This is a genomic window from Streptomyces sp. NPDC005962 (assembly GCF_040629205.1).
In the GTDB taxonomy this organism is placed as follows: domain Bacteria; phylum Actinomycetota; class Actinomycetes; order Streptomycetales; family Streptomycetaceae; genus Streptomyces.
In genome coordinates this window covers 156,457-174,047 of the sequence record NZ_JBEXVE010000019.1, presented here as the reverse complement: position 1 = coordinate 174,047, position 17,591 = coordinate 156,457, and the positions used below count along the sequence as shown (strand labels likewise).

The window sequence follows — 17,591 nt, the reverse complement described above, 5'->3', positions numbered from 1 at the left end:
CGCGCGGGGGCGCCCCCCCCCCGCGCCCCCCCCCCCCCCCCCGGGGGGGGGCCCCCCCGGCCCCCCCCCGCCCCCCCGCCCGGCCCCGTAGCGGCCCACGCCGCCGCACTCCGGTCCCGCTCCAGGTCGGGCCCGTGCGGCGCCGGGCGGCCACCGGACTCCGTACCGCCCGGGCCGCCGCCTTCGCGCCCCCCGGCGGAGCCGGGGCCACCGAGCGGCGGTCCGGACTCGCCTCCGTCCCGCGCCCGGCGGGCCCCGGACGGCCCCCCGGGCAGCGAGCGCCGGGCGGGCCGAACACCCCGCCCCTCCGGCCCCTGCCCACCGGGCCGCCGGGCCCCCGTCATGACCCACCCCCGCATCCACCCAAGCGCGAGCCCCCCGGGATGAGCGACAGGGCAGCGGCGCCGCCCCGCTCCAAGGAGGGCCCGAAGCCGCCGACCGGACACGCCCCCTCGGCACACAGCACCGGGCCAGGACCGGCCTCCGGGCCGAGACCGGACCCCAAGCCGGAACCGAACCCCGGGCCAAGACCGGGCCCCGGCCCGAGACCGAACCCCGAGCCAGAACCGGACCCCGGACCAGGACTAGGACCGGACCCCAAGCCGGGATCGGCCCCCGGGCCGGAACCGGGACCGGCGACCGGACCGGGCGGTTGCGGCCCTGCCGCGCTGGCCGCCCGGCCGGTACCCGGCGCGGAGCCGGACAGGCCGCCGAGGTGCAGGCGCAGGGCGGACCGACGGCCCCGGCCCTGGCCATCCGGGCCGGGACACTCCAACCCCAAGCCGAAACCGGGCAGCGGGCTGAGACCAGCCTCCGGGCCGGGCGGGTGCGGCTCTGCCACGCTCCCCGCCCGGCCGGTACCCGGCGCGGAGCCGGACAGGGCGCCGGGGTGCGGGCGAGGGGCGGGGCTGCGGTTCCGGGCCTGGCCGGGCGGGTCGGGGGGCTCGGCGGGGGGCGTGAGGCAGCGCCGAGTCCGCCGAAGCGGGCGTCGTCCGGGATGTGGGAACGGCGCCGCGGGCGGGGCGTGGCTCTCCACGCGGCGGACGCTTCCGCCGGGCAGCCCATCGGCGGGTGCGGTGGGGGTCACGGGGTGCCGCCGGGGTGGGTGGGGGGCGGGGACTGGGGGCCGTCGGCTGCCGCGGCGCGTACGAGGGGGGCGGGCGGCGGGACGTTTCCGCGCTCGTCAGGGGCCTCGGCACGGGCGTCCGCGGTGACCGCGGCGTGCCAGCCGTGCCGGTCCAGCGCGCGGGCCAGGGCCCGCACCATGCGCGGGTCGAACTGCGTGCCCGCGCACCGCTTCAGCTCCGCGACCGCCGTATCCACCGGGCGCGCCCTGCTGTACGTACGCGTCGAGGTCATCGCGTCGAACGCGTCCGCGACCGCCACCACCCGCGCGAACTCCGGGATCTGCGCACCGGCCAGCCCGTACGGGTAACCGCTGCCGTCCAGCCGTTCGTGGTGGTGGAGGATGGCCGTCCGCGCCTCGCCCAGGAAGCGGATGCCGCGGACCATCTCGTGGCCGTATTCGGGGTGCAGCTCGATGACGCGGCGCTCCTCGGGGGTCAGCGGACCGTTCTTGCGCAGCAGCCGGGTGGGGACGCCGAGCTTGCCCACGTCGTGCAGGATGCCCGCGATGCGCAGGGCCTCCAGCCGGTCGCCGTTCATGCCCAGCTCGCGGGCGATCAGCACGGAGGCGCGGCCGACGCGCTCACTGTGGCCCCGGGTGTAGCGGTCCTTGATGTCGACGGCCTGGACGAGGGCGCGGATGGTGGCCTGGTGGGCGGCGCGCTCGCGGTGGCAGAGCGCGAAGACGCAGGCGCAGACGTACATCGGCAGCAGCACCAGCAGGGCCGCCCCCGGTCCGTACGGGCTGCGCCACAGCACCGCCATGGCGAGCCCGGCGGGCCCGTGGACCAGCTGGGGCGCCAGCGCGCTCAGATGCCGTCCGCGCCAGGCGGCACGGGCCGAACGGCGCTCGGCGAGGACCAGCACCCCGCCCTCCAGGACGGCGGTGACCAGGCCCAGCACGAGCGCGGCCACCGGCGCGGCGGCCAGGGCCCGCGGAAAACCGGGCACACCGGGGTTCTCGGCGGCGCGCAGGGCGTACGGGCCCCCGAGGGCCCGGAAGACGTACGCGGCGGCCCAGACGGCCAGTGAGAGCTGCGCGGCGCGCCAGGCGCGCCGTACCGGCGCGGGGTGCCGCTCGACCCGGCCCAGCAGCGCGCCGGGCACCGCGACGAGCGCCGCGGCGGCGGGCGGCAGCAGAAAAGCCCCGGTCAGAAGGACAGGGCCGCACCATTCGGGGGACGGGGCCCGCACCGTGCGCGACCCCACCGCGTACACCGCGGCGAGCAGGATCACCGTGGCCCACGGGACGGCCGCCTGGGGACGCAGCACCGGGGCGGCGCAGAGTGCCCCGGTGAGCACGGCGCTCAGTACATAGGCGCGCGCGCCGAGAGGAAGTGCACGCAACGACCGCCCTCCTCCCCATCCGCATCCGGGTCGCCACCCCGTCAGGGGGTGGGTCAGATTGGGGAGAATAGGGCCGCATGCGGCGGGCGGGACCGGCTGGACCGCCCGATTGCACCCCTTCGGGTGATGATCGGACCTTCGGCAAACGCCGACCGCGGTCCGCGGGTCAGATCACTCCTGGGCGGCGGTGGGCGTGTTCGCCCCGGCCGGGCGCGCCTCGGCGGTGTCCGCGCCGGTGTTCGCACCACCGGTGTTCGCACCGGAGCCCGCGGCAGTGTCCGCACAGGCGTCCGCCGCCTCCGCGGTGAGTTCACGCTCGGGCACCGCGTGCCCGGAGCGGATCAGCTCGATGCGGCCCATGACCTTCGAACGGAGGTCGGTGGGCACGTCGTCATGCCCGCAGCACCGCTTGACCAGCTTCTTCACGGCCTGCTCCAGGCCGTACTTCTCCAGGCAGGGGGAGCACTCGTCGAAGTGCACCTCGAACTTGGCGCAGTCCCCGTCGGGCATCTCGCGATCGAGGAACTCGTAGAGATGGTCGAGGACCTCGGAGCAGTCCGTCTCGTGCGGCTCTCCGCAGCTCATGAGTCCGCGCCTTTCCGATCGTGCGACTCGTCCGCCGCCGCACCGGACGCGCCCGCCGGGACGAGCCCGCGCCCACGGGCGTAGTCCTCCAGCATTTCGCGCAGCTGGCGGCGCCCACGGTGCAGACGGGACATCACCGTACCGATGGGTGTCCCCATGATGTCGGCGATCTCCTTGTAGGCAAACCCCTCGACATCCGCGAGGTAGACCGCGATCCGGAACTCCTCGGGAATGGCCTGAAGGGCCTCCTTGACATCCGAATCCGGGAGGTGATCCAGGGCCTGGGACTCGGCGGACCGCAGACCGGTCGACATATGCGACTCGGCGCGCGCGAGCTGCCAGTCCTCGATCTCCTCGGCCGCACTGCGCTGGGGTTCGCGCTGCTTCTTGCGGTACGAGTTGATGAAGGTATTGGTGAGGATGCGGTACAGCCACGCCTTGAGGTTGGTGCCCTCGCGGAATTGGTGGAAGGACCCGTACGCCTTCGCGTACATCTCCTGCACGAGGTCCTCTGCGTCGGCCGGGTTACGGGTCATGCGCAGCGCGGCAGAGTACATCTGGTCGAGGAACGTCAGGGCGTCCCGCTCGAAGCGCGCGTTGCGCTCCGCGGACGTCTCCTGCCGCTGCTCGGCCGGCTCTCCCTCGATGACACCGTCGGTCTCTGCGTCGGTCCCAGTGACCTGACCCACCTCCTCCGTTTTCGCGGCGGTACCCGATGCGGACCCGCTCGAATCGGAGAATAGACGACGATCCGGTCCACCCGCCGCCTCGATCTTCGCGGTCTGCTCCGCTTCCAGCTGACGCCAGTCCAGGTCAGTGGCGTGCGGGCGGGCCGGGCAAGCAAGCGAACCCATGCGGGGAACTCCCTCTCCTCGTGCTGGTGCCTCTTACGCGGTCGGTACCTACGACCCCTACAACACCAGCACCCCATCCCGCATTCCCGTGATCTCCCGCACAGCGATCAGCCCGGGAGGCGCGGAAGGCGAGGAAGGTGCGGAAGGCGCTCCAGCCATTCCCCGACGGCGTCGGTGATCACGGCAAGGGCTTCCGGCTCCGTGATGTCCGCCGACTTCGGCACGGCGAAGCCGTGGTCGCCGTGCGGCACCTCGACCAGTTCGGTGCCCTCCGGCAGCGCCGGGAACTCCCCGGAGCGCCCGAAGGCGTCCCGGCCGCCTTGTAGAACCAGCGTAGGCAATCCCGTGGACAGCAGCTCCTCGGCGCGGGACTTCTCCGGCTTGCCCGGCGGGTGCAGCGGGAAGGACAGCGCCAGTACGGCACGGGCGCCCAGCTCGGCCCCCGTACGGCAGGCCACCCGCGCCCCCGCGCTGCGGCCGCCCGCGACGACCGGCAGACCGGGCCGCTCCAGCGCGGGCCACAGCGCGCGCCAGCCGGTGTCGAGGGTCCTGGGGGCGGGCGCGACCTTCTTCCCCGCCACCCGCCACGGCTGTTCGACGAGCGCGACGCTCACCCCGCGCGACGGCAGCGCGGCGGCCAGCGCCCGCAGATCGCGCGCCTCGATGCCGCCGCCCGCGCCGTGCGAGACGGCCAGCACGGTGTGCGCGCCGGAGGCGTGGTGCCAGGTGATACGGGCGTCACCGGCCGGGGTCGGCACGGTCTCGGCTGCGGGCGCCGTCCCAGTGGTCCCTGCGGTCTCTGTGTTCCCTGTGGTCCCTGTGGTGCGCGTCATCAGAACAGCGTGCCCTCTTCCGGGCCCTCCAGCTCGGTCAGCAGCTCCGGGCCGTTGTTGCGGACGTCACTCACCCCGGTCGCGACGGGGTACGCGCGCAGCAGCCCCGCGGGCGGCGGTTCCAGCAGCGGGCGCAGCTCCTCGGCGTCGGTACGGGCCGGATTCAGCCACGCGTCCCAGCGGTCCTCGGTGAGGACGAGCGGCATCCGCGGATGGATGTCGGCCAGCGAACGCGGACCCTCCTCGCCCCCGGCGCCGACGTCCGCGAACGGCTCCGCCTCCGCCTCGGTGGTGATCACCGTGCAGGTCACCCACCAGGCGCGCGGGTGCTCGTCCGGCAGGGTGCGGTCCCGCCAGAACTCGTACAGCCCGGCCATCGCCATGACCGAACCGTCGACCGGGGTCACGAAGTAGGGCTGCTTGCGCGGCCGTTTGCGCTTCCCCTTCTCCTCCAGCTGCCGCTCCCCCGACCCGGTGACCCACTCGTAGTAGCCGTCGGCGGGCAGGATGCAGCGGCGCGAGGCGAAGGGGCGCCGGTAGGAGGGCTTCTCGTGCACGGTCTCGGCCCGGGCGTTGATCATCTTCGCCCCGCCCTCGGGGGACTTCGACCAGGACGGCACCAGGCCCCACTTCAGCGTCCGCAGCTGGCGGACCGGCCCCGGCCCGGCGGCCTCGGCCTCGGGACCCTTCAGCGGGCGTTCGAGCACCGCGTACACGTCCTTGGTGGGCGCGACGTTCCAGTCGGGCGCCAAAGTCTCCTCCGGCTCCCACTTCTCCACCCCGAAGACCCCGACCAGATCCTCGGGTCTCCGGCTCGCTGCGTATCGACCGCACATAGGTGCCACACTGCCACGACGCCAACCGACGCGAGGAGCCGCCCGCACATGGACGCAACGAACGCCGCCGATCTGTGGGACCGGGTCGTGGGCGCCCAGCCCGACCCCACACTGTGGCTGGTCGCCTCCACCGGGCTCATCGCCCTCGCCGTCGTCGTCTTCCGCACCTCCTGGCGCATATCCCGCAACGCGATCACCATCGCCCACGAGGGCGGCCACGGACTGGTCGCGCTGCTCAGCGGGCGGCGCCTGGACGGCATACGGCTGCACTCGGACACCTCGGGGCTTACCGTCTCGCGCGGCAAGCCCACCGGCATCGGCATGGTCCTCACGGCGGCCGCCGGCTACACCGCGCCTTCTCTGATCGGGCTGCTGGGCGCCCTGCTGCTGGCCGCCAACCACATCACCGCGCTGCTGTGGGGCACGACGGGACTGCTCGCCGTGATGCTGGTGATGATCCGTAACGCGTACGGCGTGCTCACGGTCGTCACCGCCGGGGCCGCCTTCTTCCTCGTCTCCTGGCTGACCGGGCCGGACATACAGGCCGCGTTCGCCTACGGCGTGGTGTGGTTCCTGCTGCTGGGCGGCGTCCGGCCGGCCTTCGAACTCCAGCGCAAGCGGCGGTCCGGCGGCGCCTACGACTCCGACCCCGATCAGCTGGCCCGGCTCACCAGTGTGCCGGCCGTGGCGTGGCTGCTGCTCTTCCACGTCGTCTCGCTGTGCTCGCTGATCGGCGGCGGCAGTCAGCTGCTGCGGCTCTGAGCCCGCGCGAGTGAGCCGCACAAGCTCCCGGCGTACCCCTCCGCAGCCTGTACCAGCGCTGTGTTTCGACAGGGTTTCGCCACTTTTGATCAAGATTCGCACTCTCGGTGAGCCACTAAAGTGAGACCCATGACCGGCATTGAGACTTCCCCGGGCGATCACACCGCCCTCTGGCCCGCCCCGACCGCCGACGGGGCGGTCGACGCGACCGTCACCGTGCCCGGATCGAAGTCCGTCACCAACCGCGGTCTGATCCTGGCCGCGCTCGCCGCCGAGCCCGGCTGGCTGCGCCGGCCGCTGCGCTCCCGTGACACCCTGCTGATGGCCGACGCGCTGCGCGCGATGGGCGTCGGCATCGAGGAGACGGTCTCCGACGGCGCCTTCGGCGCGGGCGGCTCCTCCGGCGGCGGCGGGGCATGGCGGGTCATCCCCGCCGGACTGCACGGCCCGGCCACCATCGACGTCGGCAACGCGGGCACCGTGATGCGCTTCCTGCCGCCGGTCGCCTCCCTCGCCGACGGCCCGGTCCGCTTCGACGGCGACCCGCGCTCGTACGAGCGCCCGCTGCACGGCGTGATCGACGCCCTGCGCGTGCTCGGCGCCCGCATCGACGACGACGGCCGCGGCGCGCTGCCGATGACCGTGCACGGCGGCGGGGCGCTGGACGGCGGCCCGGTCCGCATCGACGCCTCCGCGTCGTCCCAGTTCGTCAGCGCGCTGCTGCTCTCCGCGCCGCGCTTCAACCAGGGCGTCGAGGTGCGCCACATCGGCGCCGCGCTGCCCTCCCTGCCGCACATCCGGATGACCGTCGACATGCTGCGCGCGGCGGGCGCCCGGGTCGACACCCCGGAGGCGGGCGGCGAGCAGGGCGTCTGGCGGGTCGCGCCGAGCGCGCTGCTCGGCCGGGACCTGGTCGTCGAGCCCGATCTGTCCAACGCGGCGCCGTTCCTGGCCGCCGCCCTGGTCACCGGCGGCCGGGTGACCATCCCGGACTGGCCGGAGCACACCACCCAGCCCGGTGACGCGCTGTGCCGGATCTTCACCGACATGGGCGGTTCCTGCGAGCTGACCGACGCCGGGCTGACCTTCACCGGCACCGGCCGGATCACCGGCATCGACGCCGATCTGCACGAGGTCGGCGAGCTGAGCCCGGTGATCGCGGCGGTCGCGGCGCTGGCCGACTCCGAGTCCGTGCTGCGCGGCATCGCCCATCTGCGGCTCCACGAGACCGACCGGCTGGCCGCCCTCGCCAAGGAGATCAACGAACTCGGCGGCGAGGTCGCGGAGACCGAGGACGGGCTGCACATCCGCCCCCGCCCGCTGCACGGCGGGATCTTCCACACCTACGAGGACCACCGGCTGGCCACCGCCGCCGCCGTCCTGGGCCTGACCGTGGAGGGCGTCCAGATCGAGAACGTGGCGACCACCGCCAAGACCCTGCCCGACTTCCCCGGCCTGTGGACCGGAATGCTCGACGCGACAACAGCCGCCGCGCGGAGAGTCTGAGGACGTCTCCGCCATGCGCCGCTACGGCAAGCACACCGACGAGGACGACGTACGGGTCCGCCCGAACCGCAAGGGCAATCGTCCGCGTACCCATATCCGCCCCAAACACGAGGACGCCTCCGAGGGCATGGTCCTGACCGTCGACCGCGGGCGGCTCCATGTCCTCATCGGGGACCGCACGATCATCGCGATGAAGGCCCGCGAACTCGGCCGCAAGGGCGTCGTGGTCGGCGACCGGGTCGCGGTCGTCGGCGACCTGTCCGGCGCCAAGGACACCCTCGCGCGCGTGGTGCGCGTCGAGGAGCGGTCCTCGGTGCTGCGCCGCACCGCCGATGACGACGACCCGTTCGAGCGGGTGGTCGTCGCCAACGCCCAGCAGCTGGCCATCGTCACCGCCCTGGCCGACCCCGAGCCGCGGCCGCGGCTGATCGACCGGTGTCTGGTGGCCGCGTTCGACGCCGGGCTCGAACCGCTCCTCGTCCTCACCAAGTCCGATCTGGCGTCCGCCGACGGCCTCCTGGAGACCTACCGGACGCTCGGCGTGCCGTATGTCGTCACCAACCGCGACGAGCTGGCCGGGGGCAAGGCCGCGGAGCGGGTGCGGGAGCGGCTGGCGGACCGGATGACGGTCTTCGTCGGCCACTCCGGCGTCGGCAAGACCACCCTGGTCAACGCGCTGGTGCCGGAGCGCAAACGGGCCACCGGACGGGTGAACGCGGTCACCGGCCGCGGCCGCCACACCACCACCTCGGCGCTCGCGCTGCCCCTTCCGGACGACAAGGGGTGGGTAGTCGACACCCCGGGCGTACGGTCCTTCGGACTGCACCATGTGGACCCCACCCGGGTCATCCACGCCTTCCCCGATCTGCAGCCGGGCACCGACGAGTGCCCGCGCGCCTGCAGCCACGACGAGCCGGACTGCGCCCTGGACCAGTGGGTGACCGACGGCCACGCGGACCCGGCCCGGCTGTACTCCCTGCGGAGGCTGCTGGCCACCCGCGAACGCCGGGAGGGCGACTGACCCGCCCCGCCGACGCGGTGTTTGTCGCCCACCGCCGGAGTAAATGGATAATCACATCCGGCGCCCCTGGCCAGAACCCAGGCGGGCGAGACAGCAGCCCTGAACCCTTACGGGAGGACATCTGTGTGACTCCTCCCCCTCCCGCAGGAGGGGGCTTCTCGCTCGGCCGCCATGGCGACCTCACGACGGCCAAGCCCTGACCGGCACCCAACGGCGCAACACAAAGCGTAGCGGGTCGACAGCGCTCCGCGTCAACGCGTGAAGGAGATTCGATGGCGTGGCTGCTGGTCGTGGTCGCCGGGATTCTGGAAACGGGCTTCGCCGTCTGCCTCAAGCTCTCGCACGGCTTCACCAGGCTCTGGCCGACGGTCGCGTTCTGCGCGTTCGCGCTCGGCAGCTTCGGGCTACTGACGCTGTCCCTGAAGAAGCTCGACGTGGGGCCCGCGTACGCGGTGTGGACGGGCATCGGAGCGGCCGGGACGGCGATCTACGGGATGGTCTTCCTCAACGACCTGGTCTCCGTACTGAAGGTCGTCTCCATCACGCTGGTGGTCATCGGCGTGGTGGGCCTCCAGCTCTCCGGCTCGGGGCACTAGCCGAAAGAGCCTCCTGTGGATCGCCCTGGTGCGGATCGATACTGTTCGGCCATGGCCGACTACCACGATGACCTGCGATTCGCCCATGTACTGGCCGACGCCGCCGACGCCACGACCATGGAGCGGTTCAAGGCGCTCGATCTCAAGGTCGAGACGAAACCCGACATGACGCCGGTGAGCGAGGCCGACAAGGCGGCCGAGGAGCTGATCCGCTCCCAGCTCCAGCGCGCCCGCCCGCGGGACGCGTTCCTCGGCGAGGAGTTCGGCAGCCAGGGCACAGGCCCGCGCCGCTGGGTGGTCGACCCGATCGACGGCACCAAGAACTATGTGCGCGGGGTTCCGGTCTGGGCCACCCTGATCGCGCTCATGGAGCGCGGCGCGGGCGGCGACCGGCCCGTGGTCGGCGTGGTCTCCGCACCGGCGCTGGGCCGCCGCTGGTGGGCCGCCGAGGGGCTCGGGGCCTACACCGGCCGGAGCCTGTCGTCGGCGAGCCGGCTGCACGTCTCGAAGGTGGCCGACCTGGGTGACGCGTCGTTCGCGTACTCCTCGCTCAGCGGCTGGGAGGAGCGCGGCAAGCTGAACGACTTCCTCGACCTGACCCGCGCCTGCTGGCGCACCCGCGGCTACGGCGACTTCTGGCCGTACATGATGGTCGCCGAGGGGTCGGTGGACCTGTGCGCCGAGCCGGAGCTGTCGCTGTGGGACATGGCGGCGAACGCGGTGATCGTCCAGGAGGCGGGCGGCCGCTTCACCGGGCTCGACGGCGTACCGGGCCCGAACAGCGGCAACGCGGCGGCGTCCAACGGGCTGCTGCACGGCGCGGTACTGGATTACCTCGGCTCGTAACGTCGCACGCGGAGCGTATGGGCGCGCGCTAAGCGGTAGCTCGGCTTCCGCGCGCCCTTGTTGTGTCCACCGGAGCATGTGAACATGAGAATCCAGAACCTTGTGAACTTGTGAATCCGTTCTCGAACGCGATCCGCGGCTGCGATGTACGGATTCCGCCAAGGAGGTGGACCCATCCATGCCCATGTACGTCCGCGACGCCATGAGCTCAGTGATCCTCACCATCGGCCCCGCGCATACGCTCCGCCAGGCCGCCCGGCTGATGTCCGCCCGCCGGGTCGGGTCGGCCATCGTGCTCGACCCCGACACCAGCGGGCCCGGCATCCTCACCGAGCGGGACATCCTCAACTCCATCGGAGCGGGCCAGGACCCGGACCAGGAGACCGCACACGCCCACACCACGGCCGACGCCGTCTTCGCCGCCCCCGGGTGGAGCCTGGCGGAGGCCGCCCGCGCGATGAGCCAGGGCGGCTTCCGCCACCTCATCGTCCTGGAGGCGGGCGACCCGGTCGGCGTGGTGTCGGTGCGCGACATCATCCGCTGCTGGGCCCCGGCCCCGCAGCCCGTACCGGCCTGACCCGCCCCACGCCCCCACCTTGGACATCGTCTAAACAAAGAGGGCATTGAGACCAATACCTGATCCGGTCATGGACGCGGCCACTGCTACCCTTTCCTTATCTGACTGATAGGTGAATGGCATGAGTGACCTGCTGAAACGACTCCGGGGACGCGGCTGGCGGCTGACCGCGCAGCGGCGTGTCGTCGCCGAGGTCCTCGACGGGGACCACGTGCACTACACCGCCGACGAGGTACACGCGCGGGCGGCCGGCCGTCTGCCCGAGATCTCCCGCGCGACGGTGTACAACACCCTCGGCGAGCTGGTCTCGCTCGGCGAGGTGATCGAGGTCAGCACGGACGGCAGGGCGAAGCGTTACGACCCGAACGCGCACCACGCGCACCAGCACCTGGTGTGCGCGCGCTGCGGGACGATCCGCGACGTCCACCCCGTCGGCGACCCGCTGGCCGATCTGCCCGCGCGGGAACGCTTCGGCTTCGCGGTCTCCACGGCCGAGGTGACCTACCGGGGCATCTGCCCCGACTGCGCGGCCTGACCGCGCCCCGGACGCGGCGCCATCCGGCGCCCCGCCCGGGACTGCGAGCGCACACATGACGAAGGGCCCGGATCTTTGAAGATCCGGGCCCTTCGTTCTCGTAGCGGGGACAGGATTTGAACCTGCGACCTCTGGGTTATGAGCCCAGCGAGCTACCGAGCTGCTCCACCCCGCGTCGGTGTGGTGAAACATTAACCCGAGGCCAACGCCGGAAGCAAACCGGTTACCCGGACGTCACCCGCGACGGCCCTACGAAGACCCCGCGAAGGCCCCCGACAGCCCCGGCGGAGTCCGCGCGGGGCCCCGCCGGGGCCGCGCGCGGTGGGGCTACGCGGTCAGTTCCTGCTGCAGCGCGTCCCGCAGCCGGGCCGCCCGCTCGGCGACCTCCGCCGGGCCCAGCTCGACCGCACGGGCGCACCACCGCTGCCCCTCGGTCAGCGCGCCGCGGCGGGCCGCCAGCAGCGCCAGGCGCAGCGCGGCGCGGCCGTGCCCGGCCCCGGCCGCGCGCGTCCACCACAGGGCCGCCTCCGGCTCGCTGCCCTCGCGGGCCAGCAGCAGCCCCAGGTTGAACGCGCCGTTGCTGCTGCCCGCCTCGGCGGCCATCCGGTACCAGCCGGCCGCCTCGACCACCTCGCCCCGGGTGGCCGCGAGCATGCCGACGCGCACCTGGGCGCGCCGGTGGCCCTGGCGGGCGGCCCGCTCGTACCACTCCTCGTACTCCGGCACATGCCCGTCCTCGGGCGGGACCGGGAACCGCGTCCCGGAACCGGCGGCGAAGCCGGTGCCGGTCGCCGTGGGGTCGCCGCCGACCGACGAGCGGTCCAGCAGCGCCGCCAGCCGGAAGGCGGCCTCGGCGCTGCCGCCGCCCGCCGCGCAGCGCAGATGGCGCTCGGCCGCCTGGTGGTCGCCCTCCCGCAGCAGGGCGATGCCGACCTGGAGGGCGGCCTCGGTGTGCCCGGCGGCCGCGGCCCGCTCGTACCACTGCCGGGCGGCCCGCTCCTCGTCCCGGCCCGCGTGCAGGATGCCCAGGTTGAACGCGGCGTCCACGCTGCCCGCCTCGGCCGCCTTGGAGAACCACGGCTCGGCGCCCGCCGCGTCGCCGCGCTGGAGCAGCAGGACGGCGACCGCGTTGGCGGCCTCGCGGTGCCCGGCGTAGGCGGCGCGGCGGTACCACTGCTCGGCCTGGGTGGTACGGCCCTGCTCGGCGCAGAGCAGGCCGAGGTTGTACGCGCCGTTGATGTCCCCGGCGTCCAGGGCGGCCCGGTACCAGCGCTCGGCGGTCTGGGTCTCGCCGCGGTCGGCGTGCAGCGCGCCCAGGGCGTTGGCCGCGTTGCCGTCGCCGCCCTGGGCGGCGCGGTGCCACCAGACGGCGGCGCTGTCGGTGTCCCCCGCGTCGCGCAGCAGGAAGGCGAGCGCGCAGGCGGCGCGCGGCTCGCCGTCCTTGGCGGACGTCAGGTACCAGCGGCCCGCCTCCTGGGTCTCGCCGCGCTTCTCCAGCAGCGTGCCGAGACGGAGCGCGGCGCGCCGGTGGCCGCGCGCGGCGGCCTGCCGGTACCACTGCTCGGCCTCCTCCGGCTCCGCGTCCTCGGCGGCCCGGCCACGCCCCCCGGCGCGCTCCCCGCCGGTCTCGTCGTCGCTGTGGTCGGTGTGGTCGAGGAGGCGGGCGAGGCGGTACGCGGCCTCGCGGTGGCCACGCTCGGCGGCCGTGCGGAACCAGCGCTCGGCACCGATGTCGGTGCGGTGCTCCAGCAGATCGGCGAGGGCGTACGCGCCCAGGGTGTGGCCGGATTCGGCGGACTGGCGCAGCCAGTACTCGGCGGCCGGTTCGTCGCCGCGCTCGCGGTGATGACGGCCGAGGGCGTGCGCGGCCGCGGCGGACCCCGCGACGGCGGCGATGCGCCACCAGCCGGCCGCCTCGTCGGCGTAACCGCGCTGGTGGAGGAGGACGCCGAGGTTGTTGGCGGCGGCGCGGTCGCCCGCGGCCGTGGCCCCCCGCAGATACGGCTCGGCGCCGTCGAGATCGCCGCGGCGCAGCAGCAGCGCGCCGAGTGCGCTCATCGAACCCGTATCGCCGGACTCGGCCGCCCGGCGGTGCCGTGTCTCCTCTTCGGCATCGTCATGCGTGTGCGCAAAACGCCCTGTCTCCAACAGACTGACCCTGTCCCCCATAAATTCCATCGTGACATCACCCGCATCCGCCGTACACCTGGTATACCGCAGCCAGAGAGGTCACTTCAGCGTTTTGTCGACTTGCCCACAGAGAGACAACCCAAACGCTTGTATCTCGAATCGTTGAGTAGACACACAACAAGGCCCGGATCATTGAAGATCCGGGCCTCGTCTGTATCAGTAGCGGGGACAGGATTTGAACCTGCGACCTCTGGGTTATGAGCCCAGCGAGCTACCGAGCTGCTCCACCCCGCGCCGTTGTGTTCACAACTCTACCACGGCGCGGGGTTTCCCCTGGTCGCGGGCGGTCAGCTGCCCTTCTTCCCCGCGGCCTTCTGCTCCGCCTTGGCGGCCTTGTCCAGCGCGTCCTTCAGGTCCTCCTGGGCCCTGCCGTACGCCTCCCAGTCCTGCGGCTTCTGCTCCAGCGCCTTCTGGCTGTCCTCCCAGGCCTCCCCGGCGTCCTTCAGCGCCTCCTGCACCGTGGGGTCGGCGCTCGGCTTCCCGGGGCTGTCGTCCGGCGGCTGCTGCCCGTCGGACGGGTCCTCGCCGAAGACCGCGTCCAGCGCCTCGGGCAGGCTGTTCTTGAAGGCGGGTTCGTTGCCGTTGTAGGAGACGCCCACCTTCTTCAGCAGCGGGTAGTTGGAGTTGCCGCCCCGCGCGTACACCGGCTCGATATAGAGGAAGCCTCCGTTGAACGGCACCGTCAGCAGGTTGCCGTACTCGATGTCCGAGTCGGTGCCCCGGAGGTTCCGTACGAACTCGGCCACTTCGGGGGTGCCGTTCAGCTTGCTCTGCACCTGCTGTGGACCGGGCACGTCATTGGTGACCTTCAGCATTCTTATCGTGCCGTAGTCCTTGCTCTCGGCATCGGCGTCGACGGACATGAACGCCCCGAGCGTGGGCCGCCCGTTGGGGGTGAAGGTCGTCGTCAGCGAGAACGCCTGCTGCTTCTGGTCCGGCATCTTCATGCTCAGGTAGTACGGCGGGACCGCGCTGCCGTCCTTGCGGGTCGGGTCGTCCGGCACCTGCCAGGCGTCACTGCCGCTGTAGAACTGCTGCGGGTCGGTGACGTGGTAGCGGGTCAGCAGCTCGCGCTGGACCTTGAACAGGTCCTGCGGGTACCGCAGATGCTCCTTCAGCTGGTCACTGATCGCGCTCTTCGGCTTGATCGTGCCCGGGAAGGCCTTCTGCCAGGTCTTGAGCACCGGGTCCTTGGTGTCCCACTCGTAGAGGTCGACGGAGCCGTCGTACGCGTCGACGGTCGCCTTCACCGAGTTCCGGATGTAGTTGACCTTGTTCTGCTGGGCGACCACCGACCGGTCCCGGCCGCTCAGCGAGTCGGCCGTGCTGTCGCCCAGGGTGGTGCGCGACGCGTACGGATAGCCGTTGGTCGTGGTGTAGGCGTCCACGACCCACTTGATGCGGCCCTTGACCACCGCCGGGTAGGCGTCCCCGTCGATGGTCAGCCACGGGGCGACCTTCTCGACGCGCTCCTTGGGCGTGCGGTTGTACAGGATGCGCGAACCCTCGCCGATGGCACCGGAGTAGAGCATCTGCGGCTCACCGAACGCCACCGCGTAGGCGGCGCGGTTGACCGGATTGGAGAGACTGACCCCGCTCTTGCCCTTGTAGCTGGTGGTCTTCTCCCCGTTGTCCTCGTAGTCGAGCTCCTTCTGCGGGCCGCCCACTATCGAGTACTGGTTGGTCTTCTCGCCGTAGTAGACCTGCTGCCGGTAGGTGTTCAGCCCGCCGCCGCCGGGATTCCCGCTGGTGGGCAGCCCGGACTCGGTGAAGTCCGGGGCGCCCTGCTGGTCCGACTCGGGGTCCGGGCTGGTGCCCTTGGCCGCGATCATGCCGTAGCCGTGGGTGTAGGTGAAGTGGTCGTTGATCCAGTTCCGCTTCGGCACCCCGGCGAGGTTCAGCTCGCGCACGCCGACGACGGTGTCCTGATCCCTGCCCTTGGCGTCCTTGTAGCGGTCGACGTCCAGGGTCGACGGGAACTGGTAGTACTTCCGCTTCTGCTGGAGCTGCTGGAACGTCGGCGAGACCACGCTCGGGTCGATCAGCCGGTAGCTGGCCGTCGAGTCGGCGGTCTGGCGCAGCTCGGTGCCGGCCTTGTCGTCGGTCTTGCCGGTGTAGTCCGCCACCTTGGAGTCATCGATGCCGTACGCCTTGCGCGTGGCCTCGATGTTCTTCTTGATGTACGGCGACTCCTTGGCCTGCTCGTTCGGCTCGACCTGGAACTTCTGCACGATCGCCGGGTAGAGCCCGCCGATCAGGATCGCCGACAGCACCATCAGCCCGAAGCCGATCACCGGAAGCTGCCAGGTGCGCCGCCACAGGGTCGCGAAGAACAGCAGCGCGCAGATGACCGCGATGCAGAAGAGGATCGTCTTGGCGGGCAGATAGGCGTTGGCGTCCACGTAGCGCAGACCGGTCCAGTTGCCCGTCGCCTTGAAGTCGCTCGACTTCACCGCCAGGCCGTACCGGTCCAGCCAGTACGCGACCGCCTTGAGTGCCACGAAGACGCCCACCAGCACCGACAGATGGCCGGTGGCCGCGCCGGTCGCCCGGGCGCCGGGGCTGGTGACGCGCAGGCCCCCGTAGAGGTAGTGCACCAGGGCCGCGGCGATCAGGGAGAGCACCGTGGCCGCGAAGCCGAAGCTCAGCAGGAAGCGGTACCAGGGCAGATCGAAGGCGAAGAAGGAAACGTCCTTGTGGAACTCCGCGTCCTTCTGGCCGAACGGCACGCTGTTGATCCACAGCAGCCACAGCCGCCACTGACCGGCCGCGGACGCCCCGGCGATCAGCCCGACCAGCGCGGTGACCGCCAGCAGCACCCACTTCTTGAACGGGGCGATGCCCATCCGGTACCGGTCGAGGCTCTGCTGCTCCATCGACATCGCGCTCAGCGGCGGCCGCAGCCGGTGCGCCAGCCAGATGTTGACCCCGACGGCCGCGGACATCAGCAGGCCGAAGACGAAGAACAGCCCGATCTTGGTCCGCAGAGTGGTACTGAAGACCGAAGAGTAATGAAGCGAGCGATACCAGAGCCAATCCGTCCAAAACCCCGCGAACATGACGAAGAGCATGGCCAGCACAGCCAGCACGCCCAGGGTCATGAACAGGGTCCGGACTCGCCGGGACGGCCGGCCGACTCTGATCCGCGGTCCCGTCGGGCCTCCGCCGCGGTCCGGCATCTGGAAAGCCAAGGTGCGCACCTCGAAGTTCGCTGTTGTCTGTACGGGCCCGGACAGATGGGCCCACCTGATGCAACTTACTCAGGCTTTACTCAGTTCCCGATTCCGGGTCCGATCAGGGCACGATATGAACCATGTCCAACGCAACCCCCGGAACCGGCCCTCTTGCCGGGAACCCGCTCACCCGCGCCGTCCTGGAAATCGACGAGTACGCCTCCGGGCTCGGCTGGGACCAGCCCGCCCGGCTCTTCGCCCTCGTCGACACCGCTCGGCTGCGCGCCCAGGAGCCCGAGCTGGCCGGCCAGCTCGGGCTCGACGAGGACGGTGACGAGCCCGCGGCGTCCCTGACCCCCATCGAACAGGACGAGCTGCCCTCACAGGCCCCACTCGACGAATTTCTTGCCACCATCGCGTGGCCCGACGCCGTGATCGGCTGCGCCATGACCGTGGAGCGGCTGATGCTGCCGCCGTCCGCCGAGTCCTCCGTACCGAAGGACCTGGACGATGCCCAGCTGGCGTCCTGGGTCGCGGAGCACCCGGAACGCCAGGAGGTCCGGATGACGGTCGCCGTGCTGCGGGACGGCGAGCGCGAGTCGGCGCTGCGGCTGCGCGAGAAGGACGCCACGACCGAGGTGCTGACCGGGTCCCGTCTGGTGCCGGGGCTCGCCGACGCGCTGGCCGCCACCTTCGCCACCGACTGACACCGACTGACGCTGACTGACGCCGGGGGCGCCCCGGACGTGAGGCGGCCGCCGGACCAGAAGTCCGGCGGCCGCCTCACGTGTGTTCGTCGGAACCG

15 protein-coding genes and 2 tRNA genes are annotated in these 17,591 nt (G+C 72.1%); 8 read left to right on the top strand and 9 right to left on the bottom strand.

The genetic code is table 11. The features are described 5' to 3' along the window. Window positions 1-1,083: 1,083 nt before the first annotated feature. The 5 genes from ABZ370_RS28365 to ABZ370_RS28345 form a co-directional block, all read right to left on the bottom strand. The gene (locus ABZ370_RS28365) at window positions 1,084-2,472 is read right to left on the bottom strand and encodes an HD-GYP domain-containing protein (RefSeq protein ID WP_358626154.1); all 1,389 of its coding nucleotides are present in this window, start codon (window positions 2,470-2,472) and stop codon (window positions 1,084-1,086) included. A 171-nt stretch (window positions 2,473-2,643) separates the two neighbouring features. Beyond that, a complete protein-coding gene (gene rsrA / locus ABZ370_RS28360; RefSeq protein ID WP_358626152.1) occupies window positions 2,644-3,057 on the bottom strand; it encodes a mycothiol system anti-sigma-R factor in 414 nt (137 codons plus the stop codon). After that, a complete protein-coding gene (locus tag ABZ370_RS28355) occupies window positions 3,054-3,746 on the bottom strand; it encodes a sigma-70 family RNA polymerase sigma factor (RefSeq protein ID WP_358626174.1) in 693 nt (230 codons plus the stop codon). The genes rsrA and ABZ370_RS28355 overlap by 4 nt, the downstream gene beginning before the upstream one ends. 272 nt (window positions 3,747-4,018) lie before the next feature. Continuing rightward, window positions 4,019-4,744, bottom strand: a complete 726-nt coding sequence (locus tag ABZ370_RS28350; protein ID WP_358626150.1) for an alpha/beta family hydrolase — start codon at window positions 4,742-4,744, stop codon at window positions 4,019-4,021. After that, a complete protein-coding gene (locus ABZ370_RS28345; protein WP_358626148.1) occupies window positions 4,744-5,580 on the bottom strand; it encodes an SOS response-associated peptidase in 837 nt (278 codons plus the stop codon). Before ABZ370_RS28345 ends, ABZ370_RS28350 begins: the two co-directional genes overlap by 1 nt. Window positions 5,581-5,628: 48 nt before the next feature. On the opposite strand from ABZ370_RS28345, the gene ABZ370_RS28340 reads away from it, so the two are divergent. From ABZ370_RS28340 to ABZ370_RS28310, 7 genes are all read left to right on the top strand, one after another. Further along, window positions 5,629-6,342 carry a M50 family metallopeptidase gene (locus ABZ370_RS28340; protein ID WP_358626146.1) on the top strand — a complete coding sequence of 238 codons (714 nt, stop codon included), beginning with the start codon at window positions 5,629-5,631 and terminating at the stop codon, window positions 6,340-6,342. A gap of 129 nt (window positions 6,343-6,471) precedes the next feature. Next, a complete protein-coding gene (gene aroA, locus ABZ370_RS28335; protein WP_358626144.1) occupies window positions 6,472-7,848 on the top strand; it encodes a 3-phosphoshikimate 1-carboxyvinyltransferase in 1,377 nt (458 codons plus the stop codon). Between the two features lie 13 nt (window positions 7,849-7,861). Then, on the top strand, window positions 7,862-8,869 hold the full coding sequence (gene rsgA / locus ABZ370_RS28330) for a ribosome small subunit-dependent GTPase A (protein WP_358626142.1): 1,008 nt from the start codon (window positions 7,862-7,864) through the stop codon (window positions 8,867-8,869). A 272-nt stretch (window positions 8,870-9,141) separates the two neighbouring features. Beyond that, window positions 9,142-9,465: a multidrug efflux SMR transporter gene (locus ABZ370_RS28325; protein WP_358626140.1), complete on the top strand. Its 324-nt coding sequence runs from the start codon at window positions 9,142-9,144 to the stop codon at window positions 9,463-9,465. 51 nt (window positions 9,466-9,516) lie between these two features. After that, complete coding sequence (gene hisN, locus ABZ370_RS28320) at window positions 9,517-10,311, top strand: histidinol-phosphatase (protein WP_358626138.1); 795 nt, start codon at window positions 9,517-9,519, stop codon at window positions 10,309-10,311. Window positions 10,312-10,495: 184 nt separating this feature from the next. After that, on the top strand, window positions 10,496-10,888 hold the full coding sequence (locus tag ABZ370_RS28315; RefSeq protein ID WP_358626172.1) for a CBS domain-containing protein: 393 nt from the start codon (window positions 10,496-10,498) through the stop codon (window positions 10,886-10,888). Between the two features lie 121 nt (window positions 10,889-11,009). Beyond that, window positions 11,010-11,423 (top strand): Fur family transcriptional regulator, encoded by a 414-nt coding sequence (locus tag ABZ370_RS28310; protein WP_358626136.1) that lies wholly within the window; start codon window positions 11,010-11,012, stop codon window positions 11,421-11,423. Between the two features lie 101 nt (window positions 11,424-11,524). Here ABZ370_RS28310 and ABZ370_RS28305 read toward each other — a convergent pair. The 4 genes from ABZ370_RS28305 to ABZ370_RS28290 form a co-directional block, all read right to left on the bottom strand. After that, window positions 11,525-11,598 (bottom strand) — tRNA-Met (locus ABZ370_RS28305). Between the two features lie 152 nt (window positions 11,599-11,750). Beyond that, on the bottom strand, window positions 11,751-13,601 hold the full coding sequence (locus ABZ370_RS28300; RefSeq protein WP_358626134.1) for a tetratricopeptide repeat protein: 1,851 nt from the start codon (window positions 13,599-13,601) through the stop codon (window positions 11,751-11,753). Window positions 13,602-13,773: 172 nt separating this feature from the next. Next, window positions 13,774-13,847, bottom strand: a tRNA-Met gene (locus ABZ370_RS28295). A gap of 53 nt (window positions 13,848-13,900) precedes the next feature. Beyond that, entirely contained in the window at window positions 13,901-16,792 is a 2,892-nt protein-coding gene (locus ABZ370_RS28290; protein ID WP_358626170.1) for a UPF0182 family protein, read from the bottom strand. Between the two features lie 134 nt (window positions 16,793-16,926). Here ABZ370_RS28290 and ABZ370_RS28285 point away from each other — a divergent pair, with 134 nt between their 5' ends. Beyond that, a complete protein-coding gene (locus ABZ370_RS28285; RefSeq protein ID WP_358626132.1) occupies window positions 16,927-17,493 on the top strand; it encodes a PPA1309 family protein in 567 nt (188 codons plus the stop codon). The last annotated feature ends 98 nt before the right edge of the window (window positions 17,494-17,591 follow it).